18 protein-coding genes and 1 pseudogene are annotated in these 13929 nt (G+C 58.5%); 10 read left to right on the forward strand and 9 right to left on the reverse strand.

What is annotated here, in order from left to right; genetic code table 11:
* Positions 1-179: 179 nt before the first annotated feature.
* The 8 genes from hisG to ACIOMO_RS11765 all read right to left on the reverse strand — a co-directional run bounded on the left by hisG (position 180) and on the right by ACIOMO_RS11765 (position 5619).
* Complete coding sequence (hisG, locus tag ACIOMO_RS11730; protein WP_053117119.1) at positions 180-815, reverse strand: ATP phosphoribosyltransferase; 636 nt, start codon at positions 813-815, stop codon at positions 180-182.
* A gap of 127 nt (positions 816-942) precedes the next feature.
* The gene (murA, locus tag ACIOMO_RS11735) at positions 943-2208 is read right to left on the reverse strand and encodes a UDP-N-acetylglucosamine 1-carboxyvinyltransferase (protein ID WP_053117117.1); all 1266 of its coding nucleotides are present in this window, start codon (positions 2206-2208) and stop codon (positions 943-945) included.
* 22 nt (positions 2209-2230) lie between these two features.
* The gene (locus ACIOMO_RS11740; RefSeq protein WP_007912386.1) at positions 2231-2470 is read right to left on the reverse strand and encodes a BolA family protein; all 240 of its coding nucleotides are present in this window, start codon (positions 2468-2470) and stop codon (positions 2231-2233) included.
* A gap of 115 nt (positions 2471-2585) precedes the next feature.
* Positions 2586-2891 (reverse strand): lipid asymmetry maintenance protein MlaB, encoded by a 306-nt coding sequence (locus ACIOMO_RS11745; protein WP_053117115.1) that lies wholly within the window; start codon positions 2889-2891, stop codon positions 2586-2588.
* On the reverse strand, positions 2888-3535 hold the full coding sequence (locus ACIOMO_RS11750; RefSeq protein ID WP_053117113.1) for a phospholipid-binding protein MlaC: 648 nt from the start codon (positions 3533-3535) through the stop codon (positions 2888-2890). Before ACIOMO_RS11750 ends, ACIOMO_RS11745 begins: the two co-directional genes overlap by 4 nt.
* A 10-nt stretch (positions 3536-3545) precedes the next feature.
* Entirely contained in the window at positions 3546-4013 is a 468-nt protein-coding gene (gene mlaD / locus ACIOMO_RS11755; RefSeq protein WP_053117111.1) for an outer membrane lipid asymmetry maintenance protein MlaD, read from the reverse strand.
* A complete protein-coding gene (mlaE, locus tag ACIOMO_RS11760) occupies positions 4013-4810 on the reverse strand; it encodes a lipid asymmetry maintenance ABC transporter permease subunit MlaE (protein WP_053117109.1) in 798 nt (265 codons plus the stop codon). Before mlaE ends, mlaD begins: the two co-directional genes overlap by 1 nt.
* Positions 4810-5619: an ATP-binding cassette domain-containing protein gene (locus ACIOMO_RS11765; RefSeq protein WP_053117107.1), complete on the reverse strand. Its 810-nt coding sequence runs from the start codon at positions 5617-5619 to the stop codon at positions 4810-4812. Before ACIOMO_RS11765 ends, mlaE begins: the two co-directional genes overlap by 1 nt.
* A gap of 275 nt (positions 5620-5894) precedes the next feature.
* On the opposite strand from ACIOMO_RS11765, the gene ACIOMO_RS11770 reads away from it, so the two are divergent.
* From ACIOMO_RS11770 to ACIOMO_RS11815, 10 genes and pseudogenes are all read left to right on the forward strand, one after another.
* Positions 5895-6869, forward strand: a complete 975-nt coding sequence (locus ACIOMO_RS11770; RefSeq protein WP_401240777.1) for a KpsF/GutQ family sugar-phosphate isomerase — start codon at positions 5895-5897, stop codon at positions 6867-6869.
* Positions 6869-7393: an HAD family hydrolase gene (locus tag ACIOMO_RS11775; RefSeq protein ID WP_095119477.1), complete on the forward strand. Its 525-nt coding sequence runs from the start codon at positions 6869-6871 to the stop codon at positions 7391-7393. The genes ACIOMO_RS11770 and ACIOMO_RS11775 overlap by 1 nt, the downstream gene beginning before the upstream one ends.
* An 8-nt stretch (positions 7394-7401) precedes the next feature.
* Positions 7402-7974 (forward strand): LPS export ABC transporter periplasmic protein LptC, encoded by a 573-nt coding sequence (gene lptC / locus ACIOMO_RS11780; protein WP_053117101.1) that lies wholly within the window; start codon positions 7402-7404, stop codon positions 7972-7974.
* On the forward strand, positions 7961-8506 hold the full coding sequence (gene lptA / locus ACIOMO_RS11785; protein WP_053117099.1) for a lipopolysaccharide transport periplasmic protein LptA: 546 nt from the start codon (positions 7961-7963) through the stop codon (positions 8504-8506). Before lptC ends, lptA begins: the two co-directional genes overlap by 14 nt.
* A complete protein-coding gene (gene lptB / locus ACIOMO_RS11790; RefSeq protein WP_053117097.1) occupies positions 8506-9231 on the forward strand; it encodes an LPS export ABC transporter ATP-binding protein in 726 nt (241 codons plus the stop codon). The genes lptA and lptB overlap by 1 nt, the downstream gene beginning before the upstream one ends.
* Positions 9232-9417: 186 nt before the next feature.
* Positions 9418-10907 (forward strand): annotated as a pseudogene (locus tag ACIOMO_RS11795) (RNA polymerase factor sigma-54).
* Between the two features lie 73 nt (positions 10908-10980).
* A complete protein-coding gene (gene hpf, locus ACIOMO_RS11800; RefSeq protein WP_007912419.1) occupies positions 10981-11289 on the forward strand; it encodes a ribosome hibernation-promoting factor, HPF/YfiA family in 309 nt (102 codons plus the stop codon).
* A gap of 11 nt (positions 11290-11300) precedes the next feature.
* Complete coding sequence (ptsN, locus tag ACIOMO_RS11805; protein WP_053117095.1) at positions 11301-11765, forward strand: PTS IIA-like nitrogen regulatory protein PtsN; 465 nt, start codon at positions 11301-11303, stop codon at positions 11763-11765.
* 2 nt (positions 11766-11767) lie between these two features.
* Positions 11768-12625 (forward strand): RNase adapter RapZ, encoded by an 858-nt coding sequence (gene rapZ, locus ACIOMO_RS11810; protein WP_401240783.1) that lies wholly within the window; start codon positions 11768-11770, stop codon positions 12623-12625.
* 15 nt (positions 12626-12640) lie between these two features.
* Positions 12641-12916, forward strand: a complete 276-nt coding sequence (locus ACIOMO_RS11815; RefSeq protein WP_008085079.1) for an HPr family phosphocarrier protein — start codon at positions 12641-12643, stop codon at positions 12914-12916.
* 117 nt (positions 12917-13033) lie between these two features.
* On the opposite strand, the gene ACIOMO_RS11820 is transcribed toward ACIOMO_RS11815, so the two are convergent.
* Positions 13034-13927 (reverse strand): ZIP family metal transporter, encoded by an 894-nt coding sequence (locus ACIOMO_RS11820; protein WP_401240786.1) that lies wholly within the window; start codon positions 13925-13927, stop codon positions 13034-13036.
* Positions 13928-13929: the final 2 nt, after the last annotated feature.

Raw genomic sequence — 13929 nt, forward strand, 5'->3', positions numbered from 1 at the left:
CGCGAAATCCGGGTCAGCAGCGTTGAGTCGGCGAATTGCAGTCGTTGCGGTCATAGCGAGAGCCTCATAGGAATGGCAAAAACTCAGGCGCCCTAACTTAGCAGTCGTTTCCGCTTGGGCACCTGAGATTCTGGCTATGAGGCGGATAGACGGGCGCGACTCAAGGTCGCACAGGTAAATCAGCCGCGGTGTCGAGACTCCACTGCATTGCGCAGGGTGTCGATCAACGCCTGGATTCGGGCGTGTTGCATTTTCATCGAAGCCTTGTTGACCACCAGGCGCGAGCTGATCGTGGCGATCAGTTCCTGAGGTTCCAGACCGTTGGCGCGCAGGGTGTTGCCGGTGTCGACGACGTCGATGATCTTGTCGGCGAGACCGATCAGCGGTGCCAGCTCCATCGAGCCGTAGAGCTTGATGATGTCAACCTGACGGCCCTGCTCGGCGTAATAACGCTTGGCGACGTTGACGAACTTGGTCGCCACGCGCAGACGGCCCTTGGGCTCTGGCGCACCGATCTTGCCGGCGGTCATCAGTTTGCACTGCGCGATTTGCAGATCCAGTGGCTCGTACAGGCCCTGGCCGGTGTATTCCATCAACACGTCTTTACCGGCGACGCCGAGGTCGGCCGCGCCATGCTCGACATAGGTCGGCACGTCAGTGGCGCGCACGATCAGCAGACGTACGTCTGGCTGAGTCGTAGGAATAATCAGCTTGCGGCTCTTGTCCGGATTCTCGGTCGGCACGATGCCCGCTTCGGCGAGAAGCGGCAGGGTGTCGTCAAGGATGCGGCCCTTGGACAGTGCGATGGTCAACATGGGAAACGTCAGTCCTTATCAAGGTACTCATGCCCGGTCGCAATCGGCGCCGGACACACATCGAGCCGGAAACCGGCTCGACTCAAAACGAATTCAACGGACACGTCCCTGTGTCCACGTGCAGCAATCAGCCCGGAACGCGACGGATCTTGGCGCCCAGCATCTGCAGTTTTTCTTCGATGCACTCGTAACCACGGTCTATGTGGTAGATGCGGTCGATCAGGGTGTCGCCTTCAGCAACCAGAGCCGAGATCACCAGACTGGCCGAAGCACGCAGGTCAGTGGCCATGACTGGCGCGCCCTTGAGTACTTCAGTACCGGTAACGATGGCAGTGTTGCCTTCGACCTGGATCTTGGCGCCCATGCGGTGCAGTTCGTATACGTGCATGAAACGGTTTTCGAAGATCGTCTCGATCACCGCACCGGTGCCTTCGGCAATGGCGTTGAGCGAGATGAACTGTGCCTGCATGTCAGTCGGGAAAGCCGGGTACGGCGCGGTGCGCACGTTCACGGCTTTCGGACGCTTGCCGTGCATGTTCAGCTCGATCCAGTCTTCACCGCAGGTGATTTCTGCGCCGGCTTCACGGAGTTTATCCAGAACGGCTTCGAGGATGGTCGGATCGGTGTCCTTGACCTTGACGCGGCCACCAGTCACGGCAGCAGCGACCAGGTAGGTGCCGGTTTCGATACGGTCAGGCATGACTTTGTAGAAGCACGAACCCAGACGCTCGACGCCATCAATGGTGATGGTGTCGGTGCCGGCGCCGGAAACCTTGGCGCCCATGGCGTTGAGGAAGTTCGCCAGGTCAACCACTTCAGGTTCGCGAGCGGCGTTCTGCAACACGCTGCGGCCCTTGGCCAGAGCAGCAGCCATCATGATGTTCTCGGTACCGGTCACACTGACGGTATCGAAGAAGAAGCTTGCACCGCGCAGGCCACCTTCAGGCGCCTTGGCCTTGATGTAGCCGCCTTCGACGTCGATGACCGCGCCCATGGCTTCAAGACCACGGATGTGCAGGTCGACTGGACGCGAACCGATGGCGCAACCGCCAGGCAGTGCGACTTCGGCTTCACCGAAACGGGCAACCATCGGGCCCAGTACCAGGATCGACGCACGCATGGTTTTCACCAGTTCGTACGGGGCGATCAGGGTCTTGATGGTGCGCGGGTCGATTTCGACGCTGAGTTTCTCGTCGATCACCGGCTCAATGCCCATGCGACCGAACAGCTCGATCATGGTGGTGATGTCGTGCAGGTGCGGCAGGTTGCCAACGGTCACCGGGCCATCGCACAGCAGCGTGGCAGCCAGGATCGGCAGGGCAGAGTTCTTTGCCCCGGAAATGCGGATCTCGCCATCAAGACGAGCGCCACCGGTAATAATCAATTTATCCATAAGAATCTCGACGCCCTTAGGCTCAGGTGCGCTCGGCCCAGGCCGCGCTGCTGAAAAATTTCATAGTGACCGCATGGATGCTGCCATCGGTGATCCATGGGTTCAAATGGGCATAGATCTGCTGCTGACGCTTCACCGGGCTCAACGCCGCCAGTTCATCGCTAATCACGTTCAGCTGGAAATTGCAGCCTTCGCCCTCAACTTCTACCAACGTTCCGGGCAGCTTTCCTTCAAGGAAGCTCTTCACTTCTACGGCCTGCATGCTCAACCTCAATCGGCGCCCTGTGCGCACGGGTCGGACATCATACAAAAAAGCCCCGCGCCTGCGAACCCCGCATGGCAGGACTCTGACGGGGGGCTTCTTTATAGATGCGGGTTCAGGGATGCGCCAACAGCTCGGTCAGTTCGCTGACCTGAGCGATTTCGCGCATGTCTTCGGGCATTGCGCGGATGCTCACAGCCTTGCCAGCCGCTTGCGCATCGCGCATGAAGCACAGCAGCAACGACAGGCCGACGCTGCTGGACTTCTTCACTGCCGAACAATCGATGACCAGCGATGACGCCTTGCTGGACTTGATCAACGCCTGCCCTTCCTTTCGCAAGTCAGGGCCGGTGCGGTAATCCAGCACTCCGCTGAGCAATAGCTCGTCGACATCACTCATACGAACTGCTGCCTCATTCATTGCGCTGGGTTCTTTTCGGTGGATTCCTTGGCCTTGGCCACTTCACCCGCCCAACCGTTGATGGTCTTGTCGAGGTCGTTGCCATTGCGCTGCATCGCGTCAGCGAACTGGTCACGGAACAGTTTGCCAATGTTGATGCCGTTGATGATCACGTTGCGCAGTTTCCACTCGCCGTTGATCTTCTCCAGCGTGTATTGCACTGGATAGATCGCGCCGCTGCTGCCCTTCACAACCATGCCAACACTGGTGCGATCGCCCGACTCATCCTTGGCAGGATCGACGGTAATGCCCTGGTTGTTGTATTCAAGCAAGGCGTTGCCGTAGAACTGGAACAGACCTTTCTTGAAGTTTTCTTCGAAGGTCTTCATCTGCGCAGGGGTGGCCTTGCGCGAATACTTGACCGTCATGATGCTTTTGGAGATGCCCTCGGCGTCCACTACCGGCCCGACGATGGTGTTGAGCGCGGTGTAGAAATCGCTCGGATCCTGCTTGTACTTTTCTTTGTTGGCAGCCAGGTCGGCCAGCAACCGGGTGGTTGTGTCCTGAACCAGATCATGTGCCGAAGTCGCAGCAGCAACGGCATTACCCATCAACGGCAGGGCCGCGAGTAATACCAACAGACTGCGTCGCAAGATAGAGATCATTCAAAGCTCCTCATTTGGCATCTTTGCTAACGGTATTGAGCAGGAATTTACCGATCAGGTCTTCCAGTACCAGAGACGACTGCGTGTCGTGGATGGTTCCACCATCTGTCAGCGGCTTGTCTTCGCCACCGACGCTGATACCGATGTACTTCTCGCCCAGCAGACCCGCGGTCAGGATAGACGCTGTGGAGTCAGTCGGCAGGTTGTCGACCTTTTTATCCACTTGCAGGGTCACCCGACCGGTGAAGCTGTCGCGATCCAGATCGATCGCCGTGACCTTGCCGATGGTTACACCGGCCATGGTCACTTTGGCTCTGACCGTCAAACCGGCGATATTGTCAAAGTAGGCATAAAGTTTATACGTGTCGGTGGTCGATGTCGGAGACAGACCACTGACGCGCAGTGCAAGCAGCAGCAAAGCCAGGATCCCTGCCAGCAGGAACAGGCCGACACCGATTTCCAGGGTGCGGTTTTGCATCAGAAATCTCCAAACATCAAAGCGGTCAGAATAAAGTCCAGGCCGAGCACTGCCAGCGAGGCAAATACCACGGTCTTGGTGGTGGCACGACTGATCCCCTCGGAAGTGGGCTCGCAGTCATAGCCTTGGAATACGGCGATCCAGGTGACGACAAAGGCAAAAACTACACTCTTGATGACGCCATTGAGCACATCGCTGGTGAAGTTGACGCTGTTTTGCATGTTCGCCCAGTAGGAACCTTCATACACGCCCAACCAGTCGACAGCCACCCACGAACCGCCCCAGATACCCACCACGCTGAAAATCATCGCCAGCACCGGCAGGGAAATGAAGCCGGCCCACAGGCGCGGGGCAATGATGTACTTGAGCGGGTCGACGCCGATCATTTCCAGGCTGGACAGCTGCTCGGTGGATTTCATGTTGCCGATTTCTGCAGTCAGCGCAGAACCGGCACGCCCGGCGAACAGTAGAGCAGTGACGACCGGGCCGAGTTCACGCAGCAACGTCAGCGCAACCATCTGCCCGACCGCCTGCTCCGAACCGTAGCTCGACAGAATGCTGAAGCCCTGCAGCGCCAGCACCATGCCGATGAAAATCCCGGAAACAACAATGATCACCAGCGACATCACGCCGACTGAATGCAGCTGTTTGACCAGCAGCCCGAAGCCACCGCTGATACCGCCACGCCCCAGCAAGGCATGAAACAGGAACAACGTTGCCCGACCGAACACCGCAATGGCGTCGATCGCAGCTGCGCCGAAACGGCGTACGCGTTCTATTAATGAAAGTCTGCGCATCAACGCTTCCCCAGAAGATCTGCGCGGTAATCCGTCGCTGGAAAGTGGTACGCCACCGGGCCATCCGGGTTGCCGGTCATGAACTGACGGATACGCGGCTCGTCCGAGTTCATCAACTCGTCCGGCGTGCCCTGCCCCAACACCTGACCATCACCGACCACATAAATGTAGTCGGCGATGCTCGCGGTCTCGGCCAGATCGTGGGAAACCACGATACTGGTGATCCCCAGCGCATCGTTGAGCAGACGGATCAGGCGCACCAACACGCCCATGGCGATTGGATCCTGACCGACGAACGGTTCGTCATACATGAGAATCTGTGGATCGAGGGCAATGGCGCGGGCCAATGCAACACGACGCTTCATGCCACCGGACAGCTCATCGGGCATCAGCTCGATGGCGCCGCGCAAACCCACCGCCTGCAATTTGAGCAGGACGATGTCGCGGATCATTTCTTCCGGCAACTCGGTATGAACGCGCAGGGGAAAAGCGACGTTCTCGAAAACATCGAGATCGGTGAACAGGGCGCCGCTCTGAAACAGCACACCCATGTGCTTGCGCGCGTCGAACAGATCGCTGCGCGAAAGCTTCGGCAGGTTCTGACCGTTGACCCAGACCTCACCGCTGGAGGGACGCAATTGTGCGCCCATCAACCGCAGCAGCGTGGTCTTGCCACACCCGGAAGGCCCCATGATGCCGGTGACCTTGCCGCGCGGGATACGGATATCGACGTTATTGAAAATGCTGCGCGCACCGCGCTTGAAGGAGACTCCCTTCAGCTCGACCGCGTAGGCGTTATCGGCACTCATCTAAACTCCTTGCGATGCAGCCTCTCACTCGGACGCCAGGCTTTCCTGGAAAAGCACATACATCCCGGGCAGGCCGAACTGGCGGCGAACTATATCACTGCAAAGGGCGCGCGCCCAAGGCTTGTGCCGGGCCGTGTTCAACGATATGACAGGGTTACAGACGCTTTTTCGGGCTTTTAGTTACGGCGAATGACAAAGCACGACGAACTTGCGTGAGGCTTTGCCACATAACCGCTATAATCGCCGCCTTTTCATCGGGCTATACGATTTCTGACATGAGCCAAACCAGCGACCTGATTCAATCGGCACAACGCACCATCCGCCTCGAAGTGGAAGCCGTTCAAGGCTTGCTGCCCCATATCGACGCCGATTTCGTACGCGCTTGCGAGATGATTCTGGCCAGTAAGGGCCGTGTAGTCGTGGTCGGCATGGGCAAATCCGGGCACATCGGCAACAAGATTGCCGCCACCCTGGCCAGCACCGGCACCCCTGCATTCTTCGTACATCCGGCCGAAGCCAGCCATGGCGACATGGGCATGATCACTCGTGATGACGTGATTCTGGCCCTGTCGAACTCCGGCTCGACCAACGAAATCGTCACCCTGCTGCCGTTGATCAAACGCCTGGGCATCCAGTTGATCAGCGTCACCGGCAATCCACAATCGCCGCTGGCCAAGGCTGCCGAGGTCAATCTCAACGTTCACGTCGAGCACGAAGCCTGCCCGCTCAACCTGGCACCGACCTCGTCGACGACGGCTGCACTGGTCATGGGCGATGCCCTGGCGGTGGCGCTGCTCGAAGCTCGCGGTTTTACCGCTGAAGATTTCGCGTTTTCCCATCCTGGTGGCGCATTGGGCCGTCGTCTGTTGCTGAAAGTCGAAAACGTCATGCACGCCGGCCAGGAGCTGCCGCAAGTACAACGCGGCACCCTGCTCAAAGACGCCTTGATGGAAATGACCCGCAAGGGTCTGGGCATGACCGCCATTGTTGAAGCCGACGGCAAACTCGCCGGGATCTTCACCGACGGCGATTTGCGCCGCACGCTGGATCGCAGCATCGACATCCGCAGCGCGACCATCGACCAGGTGATGACCGCTCACGGCAAAACCGCCCGGCCCGACATGCTCGCCGCCGAAGCGCTGAAAATCATGGAAGACCACCGAATCAACGCATTGGTAGTCGTCGATGAGGATGATAGCCCGATTGGCGCCTTCAACCTCTCCGATCTGCTGCGCGCAGGAGTCATGTAATGAGCAACGATCTGCTGCAACGCGGCAAAGCGATCAAACTGGCGGTGTTCGACGTCGATGGCGTCCTCACCGATGGCCGCCTGTACTTCCTTGAAGACGGCAGCGAATTCAAGACGTTTAACACCCTCGACGGTCAGGGCATCAAAATGTTGATGAACGCTGGCGTGCAAACCGCCATCATCAGCGGTCGAAAGACACCAGTGGTTGAACGTCGGGCGAAAAATCTGGGCATCCCGCACCTTTTTCAGGGGCGTGAAGACAAATTGGTGGTTCTCGACGGTCTACTTGAACAACTGGGCCTAAGCTATGAACAGGTCGCCTACCTCGGTGACGACCTTCCTGACCTGCCGGTGATCCGCCGCGTAGGCCTGGGCATGGCGGTTGCCAACGCTGCTGATTTCGTCCGCGAACACGCCCATGGCGTGACCCGGGCCCGAGGCGGCGAAGGTGCTGCCCGCGAATTCTGCGAATTGATCCTGCGCGCCCAGGGCCGCCTCGATGCGGCCAACGCCGCGTACCTGTGAGCCAAACCATGTTCAGCAAAAAATTTCGCACCTTCCTGCTGTTTGGCTGCATCGCTGCGCTGTTTGCTGCGGTCGGCTACTGGAACATCAGCCCGGAACGCTTTCTCGACAAGCCGCCAGTGACGACCGAGGAAAACCCGATCGACTGGTACGCGACCAACACGCACACTCTGCAATACCTGCCGGATGGCGGCGTGCAGTATGAAATGACGTCGGACAAAGCCGAGCACGTCAAGGCAACCGACATTGTTCTGGTCACCAAACCCGACCTGAACATGTACCGCGGCACCGACTTTCCGTGGCACGTGACCAGCGAGCGCGGCGAAGTGAATCCGGGCGGTACACAAGTAGAATTGATTGACTCGGTGCGTATCAAACGCACTGACGAACAAAACCGCGACCTGCTGGTCACTTCCACGCGCATGACCGTGTTCCCTCAGGAGCAATATGCGCAGACCGAGCAACCCGTTAGAATCGACGGCGCTGGCGGTGTATCAACCGGCGTTGGCATGAAAGCGTACCTGAAGGAAAGCAGGATACACCTGCTATCGAACGTAAGAGGACAGTATGAGGCTCGTTAAAACCCTCCCTATTTTGCTCAGTCTGGGCGCAGCACTGGGAAGCGTGAGCGCCTGGGCTCTGCCGAACGATCAGCAGCAACCTATCCGTATTCAGGCCGACGACGCCCAACTGGACGACAAGAACGGCATCGCCACCTATAAAGGTGATGTGATCATCACCCAGGGTTCGATGATCGTTAAAGGCAATACGGTGACTATCACCCGCACGCCAGCCGGCGATATCGACGTTGTAACGTCGGTGGGCAACCTTGCCTACTTCGAGCAACTGCAAACCCAGGGTGACGCCAAGCCTGTACAGGGCTGGGGCGTGACGATTCAGTACCACGCCGCGCAAAACCGCGTCGTGCTGATCGACAAGGCCAAGGTCGTCGACAAGGACAACAACACGACTCAGGGCGAGAAAATCGTCTATGACACCGTGAAGAAACTGGCCAGCGCCGGTCGCGCTACCGGCAGCAAAGTCACCGAATCGCGTCCGCGCATCGACATGGTGATCCAGCCGAAGAAGAAAACCGACGAGAAGACCCAGTAATGGCAACTCTGAAAGCTCAGCACCTGGCCAAGGCCTATAAAAGCCGCCAGGTCGTGCGTGATGTCAGCCTGTCGATCGACAGCGGCCAGATTGTTGGTTTGCTCGGCCCGAACGGTGCCGGTAAAACCACCTGCTTCTACATGATCGTGGGTTTGGTACAGGCCGATCAGGGCCGTGTGCTGATCGACGATCTGGACGTCAGCCACCAGCCAATGCACGGTCGTGCCAAGGCCGGTATCGGCTATCTGCCGCAAGAAGCGTCGATCTTCCGCAAACTGTCGGTGGCCGACAACATCATGGCCATCCTCGAGACCCGTCAGGAACTCGACAAGGCCGGTCGCCGCAAAGAGCTGGAAAGCCTGTTGCAGGAATTCCACATCACGCACATCCGCGACAACCTCGGCATGAGCCTGTCCGGTGGTGAACGCCGCCGGGTGGAAATCGCTCGCGCGCTGGCCACCGCACCAAAATTCATCCTGCTTGACGAACCGTTCGCCGGTGTCGACCCGATCTCGGTCGGCGACATCAAGCAGATCATCCACCACCTCAAGGCCAAGGGCATCGGTGTTCTGATCACCGACCACAACGTCCGCGAGACGCTGGATATCTGCGAAACCGCTTACATCGTCAACGACGGTCAACTGATCGCCGAGGGTGACGCCGAAACCATCCTGGCCAACGAACTGGTCAAGGAAGTGTATCTGGGTCACGAGTTCCGCCTGTAAGCGTCACAGTGCCCGGTGCGCAGCCGGAGTGCTGTATCGATTCAAGCTGGATTTAATACGCTTAATTGTTACAGCGCTCTAGGCAAACACTTCAGTTTCAGGCATATAATTTGCTTAAGTTTGGCGCTTCGGCGCCCTGTAGTGGATGGCGCATAGCGCCGGCGAATAAGGTGTTAAGCCCCTGCCATGAAACCATCGCTGTCTAGAGAATGGGCCAGCAGCTGACGATGACACCGCAGCTGCAACAGGCCATCCGCCTGCTCCAATTGTCGACCCTGGATCTGCAACAGGAAATCCAGGAGGCTCTGGAATCCAATCCGATGCTCGAACGCCAGGAAGAAGGCGACGACTTCGACAACTCGGATCCCATGGCCGACAACGCCGAACAGAAGCCCACCGAGATCCAGGAACCTTCCTATCAGGAAGCCGCACCGACCGTCGATAACCTCGAAGACGGCGAATGGAACGAACGCATCCCCAACGAACTTCCGGTCGACACTGCCTGGGAAGACGTTTACCAGACCAGCGCCAGCAGCCTGCCCAGCAGCGATGATGACGAGTGGGATTTCACCACCCGCACCTCCGCCGGCGAAAGCCTGCAAAGCCACTTGCTGTGGCAACTCAACCTCGCACCGATGTCCGACACCGATCGCCTGATCGCCGTGACCCTGATCGATTGCATCAACAATCAGGGCTACCTGGACGAAACCCTCGAAGAAATTCTCGAGGCGTTCGATCCGGAACTGGACATCGAACTGGACGAGATCGAAGCCGTCCTGCACCGCATTCAACAATTTGAACCGGCCGGTATCGGCGCGCGCAACCTCAGCGAATGCCTGCTGCTGCAATTGCGTCAGCTGTCGGCCAAGACGCCTTGGCTGGCGGAAGCCAAACGTCTGGTCAGCGATTACATCGATCTGCTCGGCAGCCGTGATTACAGCCAGTTGATGCGCCGCATGAAGCTCAAGGAAGACGAGCTGCGCCAGGTCATCGAACTGGTACAAAGCCTCAATCCGCGTCCGGGCTCGCAGATCGAATCCACCGAAGCCGAATACGTCGTCCCTGACGTCATCGTGCGCAAGGACAATGAGCGCTGGCTGGTCGAGCTGAATCAGGAATCCATGCCACGCCTGCGCGTCAACGCGCAGTACGCCGGTTTCGTCCGTCGCGCCGACACCAGCGCCGACAACACCTTCATGCGCAATCAGTTGCAGGAAGCCCGCTGGTTCATCAAGAGCCTGCAGAGCCGCAACGAAACCCTGATGAAAGTTGCCACCCAGATCGTCGAGCATCAGCGCGGTTTTCTGGAGTACGGCGACGAAGCCATGAAGCCGCTGGTGCTGCACGACATCGCCGAAGCGGTGGGCATGCACGAATCAACGATTTCCCGGGTGACCACGCAGAAATTCATGCATACCCCACGCGGTATTTATGAACTGAAATACTTTTTCTCCAGCCACGTCAGCACCTCTGAAGGCGGTGAATGCTCGTCCACGGCGATCCGCGCGATCATCAAAAAACTGGTTGCCGCGGAAAATCAGAAAAAGCCGTTGAGTGACAGCAAGATCGCTGGTTTACTGGAGGCACAAGGCATTCAGGTGGCGCGCCGCACCGTCGCCAAGTACCGCGAATCCCTCGGGATCGCGCCTTCGAGCGAACGCAAGCGGTTGATGTAAGCCACGTTACAGCGTTCCAGTGGCAGGCTATCCGGCCTGCCGCTTTATGCACTGGCAACGAAGGAGAAGCTGTATGCAAGTCAACATCAGTGGACACCAACTGGAAGTGACCCAACCTCTGCGTTCCTACATCGAGGAAAAACTCCAACGACTGGAGCGACATTTCGACAAGATCACCAACGTGCAAGTCACGATGTGTGTCGAAAAGCTGAAGCAGAAAATCGAAGCCACCTTGCATATTCCCGGCAGCGAAGTGGTCGCCAACGCAGAAGATACTGATATGTACGCTGCGATCGACTCACTGACCGACAAGCTGGATCGCCAACTCAAAAAGCATAAGGAAAAGACCCAGAGCCTCCTCCAGGGCGCGACCGGTCGATAACCCCCCATTCCATGATCCGACTTGAAAGTATCCTGACCCCCGGCCGTTCCCTCGTGAACGTGCCGGGCGGCAGTAAAAAGAAAGCCCTCGAACAAATTGCCAACCTGATCGCCCGCGAAGTGCCGGATCTGGAGATGCAAGATGTCTTCGAGGCTCTGATTGCCCGTGAAAAACTCGGCTCGACCGGTTTTGGCAACGGCATCGCCATTCCCCATTGCCGCCTGAAAGGTTGTGTAACGCCAATCAGCGCGTTGATGCACCTTCAAGCCCCTATCGATTTCGACGCCATCGACGGCGCGCCGGTTGACCTGCTGTTTGTTCTGCTGGTCCCGGAAGCCGCCACCGATGCGCACCTGGAATTACTGCGCCAGATCGCCAGCATGCTGGATCGCAAGGATGTGCGCGATAAACTGCGCAGCGCTCCGAGCAACGAAGCCTTGTACCAGGTCGTACTGGACGAGCAAAACGGGCAGTAATCATGCGTTTGATCATCGTCAGTGGCCGTTCCGGCTCGGGTAAAAGCACCGCACTGGATGTCCTTGAGGACAACGGTTATTACAGCATCGACAACCTGCCGGCGGGTTTACTGCCGGAACTGGCCGAACGCGCGCTGATTCACACCGAGCTGGCGCAACCGCTGGTCGCCGTATCGATTGACGCGCGCAACCTGCCAAGCCATTTGTCACGCTTTCCCGAATTGCTCGAAGTCGTCCGTAGCCGGCACATTCAATGCGATGTGTTGTACCTGGACGCCGACGAGGAAACCCTGCTCAAGCGTTTCTCGGAAACCCGCCGCCGCCACCCGCTGAGCAATGCCAATCGCTCGCTGGCCGAGGCGATTCAGGATGAAACCGCCCTGCTCGGCCCGATCGCCGACCTGGCTGATCTGAAGATCAACACCACCAGTCTGAACCTGTACCAGTTGCGCGACACCATCAAGCTGCGCCTGCTGAATCAGCCAGAGCCGGGCACGGCGTATCTGGTTGAGTCATTCGGCTTCAAGCGCGGCATGCCGGTGGATGCCGATCTGGTGTTTGATGTGCGCTGCCTGCCCAACCCGTACTGGAAGCCGGAACTGCGTGCGCAATCAGGGCTCGATGCGCCGGTGGCTGAATATCTGGCAGCGCAGCCTGACGTCGAAGAAATGTTTCAGGACATCTTCACCTATCTGCACAAATGGCTGCCACGCTTCGCGGCGAGCAACCGTGCCTACGTCACCATTGCCATTGGCTGCACCGGCGGGCATCACCGCTCCGTCTACCTGACCGAACGTCTGGGTCAGGCCCTGCAGAAAACCCTGAAGAACGTCCAGGTTCGCCACCGCGACCTCACTTAAAGGATTCACACCGCGATGCCTGCTCTGGAAATCGAAATCATCAACAAACTGGGCCTGCATGCCCGCGCATCGGCCAAGTTCGTTGGCGTGGCCGGGCAGTATCCGGATTGCACGATCAGAGTGGGTCGCACGCCGGAGACGACGGTTGATGGCAAAAGCATCATGGCAATGATGATGCTGGCGGCTGGCAAGGGCACCAAGATCTATTTGAGTACTGAAGGGCATCAGGAACAGGAAGCGCTGGATGCGCTGGTGGCGTTGATCAACAACTACTTTGACGAGGGTGGTTGAAAGTCAAAAGCAAAAGATCGCAGCCTGCGGCAGCTCCTACATTGGAAGGGGCAATTACGGTTACCCGCGGCGCACATATCCCTGTAGGAGCTGCCGAAGGCTGCGATCTTTTGATCTTCAACCTAATGCGGTATCCATCACCATCATCAAACAAAACCCGCTCAACAAGCCAAGACTGGCCAGTTTGTCATGACCATTGCGTCGCGACTCGGGGATCACTTCGTGGGTCACCACCAGCAACATCGCCCCGGCCGCCAGCGCCAAGCCTAACGGCAACAACACCTGCGCAAGACTGACCAGCCACGCGCACAACAGCGCAAACACCGGTTCAACCAGTCCAGACGCCGCGCCGATCAAAAACGCTTTGACCCGCGACATCCCCGCCCCGGCCAATACCAACGCAATCACCAGACCTTCCGGCACATCCTGCAAAGCGATGCCCATGGCCAGGCTGTCCGCGTCCGGCATGCCGCCACCGGCAGACACACCGACGGCCATGCCTTCAGGGATGTTATGGGCAATGATGGCGAACACGAACAACCAGATCCGTGGCGGAATCACTGGGCGATCGACAGTGCCGACGAGCATTTCCGGGGACGCGCCCGAGACTTTGAGATCAACCAGATACAACCCGAACGCACCGAGCATGATGCCAAAGCAGATCAGGCCACTGGCGCCCCACGGCGTCAGGCCAAGACTCTCAGCAGCGGCGATGCCCGGCACGATCAGCGAAAACGCCGTCGCCGCCAGCATCACCCCGGCACCAAACCCCAGCAACGTATCGCTGAGTGCCTGCGGCATGCGCCGAATCACCAGCACCGGCACCGCACCAAGCGCCGTGCCGAGCGCGCAGATCGCACCACCCTGCAACGCCCGCAACAGCCTCGGTTCGAGGTTCAGCCACGCCAGTCCGTGGGCAACCAGCAAGGTTATGCCCGCCAACAGCAATAGCGATCCCACTGCGTAACGAAACATACGCCCACTTCCGATCGCCAGTGTTTCAGTGCCCATAG

The organism is Pseudomonas sp. NPDC087804 (genome assembly GCF_044742965.1).
GTDB classification, from domain to species: domain Bacteria; phylum Pseudomonadota; class Gammaproteobacteria; order Pseudomonadales; family Pseudomonadaceae; genus Aquipseudomonas; species Aquipseudomonas rustica.

What these genes read in the sequence shown, in the direction of transcription:
- ACIOMO_RS11745 (WP_053117115.1), bottom strand. Translation starts at nt 2,891, where the DNA reads ATGAATGAGGCAGCAGTTCGTATGAGTGATGTCGACGAGCTATTGCTC.
- ACIOMO_RS11740 (WP_007912386.1), bottom strand. Translation starts at nt 2,470, where the DNA reads ATGCAGGCCGTAGAAGTGAAGAGCTTCCTTGAAGGAAAGCTGCCCGGA.
- lptC (WP_053117101.1), top strand. Translation starts at nt 7,402, where the DNA reads ATGTTCAGCAAAAAATTTCGCACCTTCCTGCTGTTTGGCTGCATCGCT.
- hisG (WP_053117119.1), bottom strand. Translation starts at nt 815, where the DNA reads ATGTTGACCATCGCACTGTCCAAGGGCCGCATCCTTGACGACACCCTG.
- lptA (WP_053117099.1), top strand. Translation starts at nt 7,961, where the DNA reads ATGAGGCTCGTTAAAACCCTCCCTATTTTGCTCAGTCTGGGCGCAGCA.
- ptsN (WP_053117095.1), top strand. Translation starts at nt 11,301, where the DNA reads ATGATCCGACTTGAAAGTATCCTGACCCCCGGCCGTTCCCTCGTGAAC.
- ACIOMO_RS11770 (WP_401240777.1), top strand. Translation starts at nt 5,895, where the DNA reads ATGAGCCAAACCAGCGACCTGATTCAATCGGCACAACGCACCATCCGC.
- ACIOMO_RS11815 (WP_008085079.1), top strand. Translation starts at nt 12,641, where the DNA reads ATGCCTGCTCTGGAAATCGAAATCATCAACAAACTGGGCCTGCATGCC.
- hpf (WP_007912419.1), top strand. Translation starts at nt 10,981, where the DNA reads ATGCAAGTCAACATCAGTGGACACCAACTGGAAGTGACCCAACCTCTG.
- ACIOMO_RS11750 (WP_053117113.1), bottom strand. Translation starts at nt 3,535, where the DNA reads ATGATCTCTATCTTGCGACGCAGTCTGTTGGTATTACTCGCGGCCCTG.
- ACIOMO_RS11820 (WP_401240786.1), bottom strand. Translation starts at nt 13,927, where the DNA reads ATGGGCACTGAAACACTGGCGATCGGAAGTGGGCGTATGTTTCGTTAC.
- murA (WP_053117117.1), bottom strand. Translation starts at nt 2,208, where the DNA reads ATGGATAAATTGATTATTACCGGTGGCGCTCGTCTTGATGGCGAGATC.
- rapZ (WP_401240783.1), top strand. Translation starts at nt 11,768, where the DNA reads ATGCGTTTGATCATCGTCAGTGGCCGTTCCGGCTCGGGTAAAAGCACC.
- lptB (WP_053117097.1), top strand. Translation starts at nt 8,506, where the DNA reads ATGGCAACTCTGAAAGCTCAGCACCTGGCCAAGGCCTATAAAAGCCGC.
- ACIOMO_RS11765 (WP_053117107.1), bottom strand. Translation starts at nt 5,619, where the DNA reads ATGAGTGCCGATAACGCCTACGCGGTCGAGCTGAAGGGAGTCTCCTTC.
- ACIOMO_RS11775 (WP_095119477.1), top strand. Translation starts at nt 6,869, where the DNA reads ATGAGCAACGATCTGCTGCAACGCGGCAAAGCGATCAAACTGGCGGTG.
- mlaD (WP_053117111.1), bottom strand. Translation starts at nt 4,013, where the DNA reads ATGCAAAACCGCACCCTGGAAATCGGTGTCGGCCTGTTCCTGCTGGCA.
- mlaE (WP_053117109.1), bottom strand. Translation starts at nt 4,810, where the DNA reads ATGCGCAGACTTTCATTAATAGAACGCGTACGCCGTTTCGGCGCAGCT.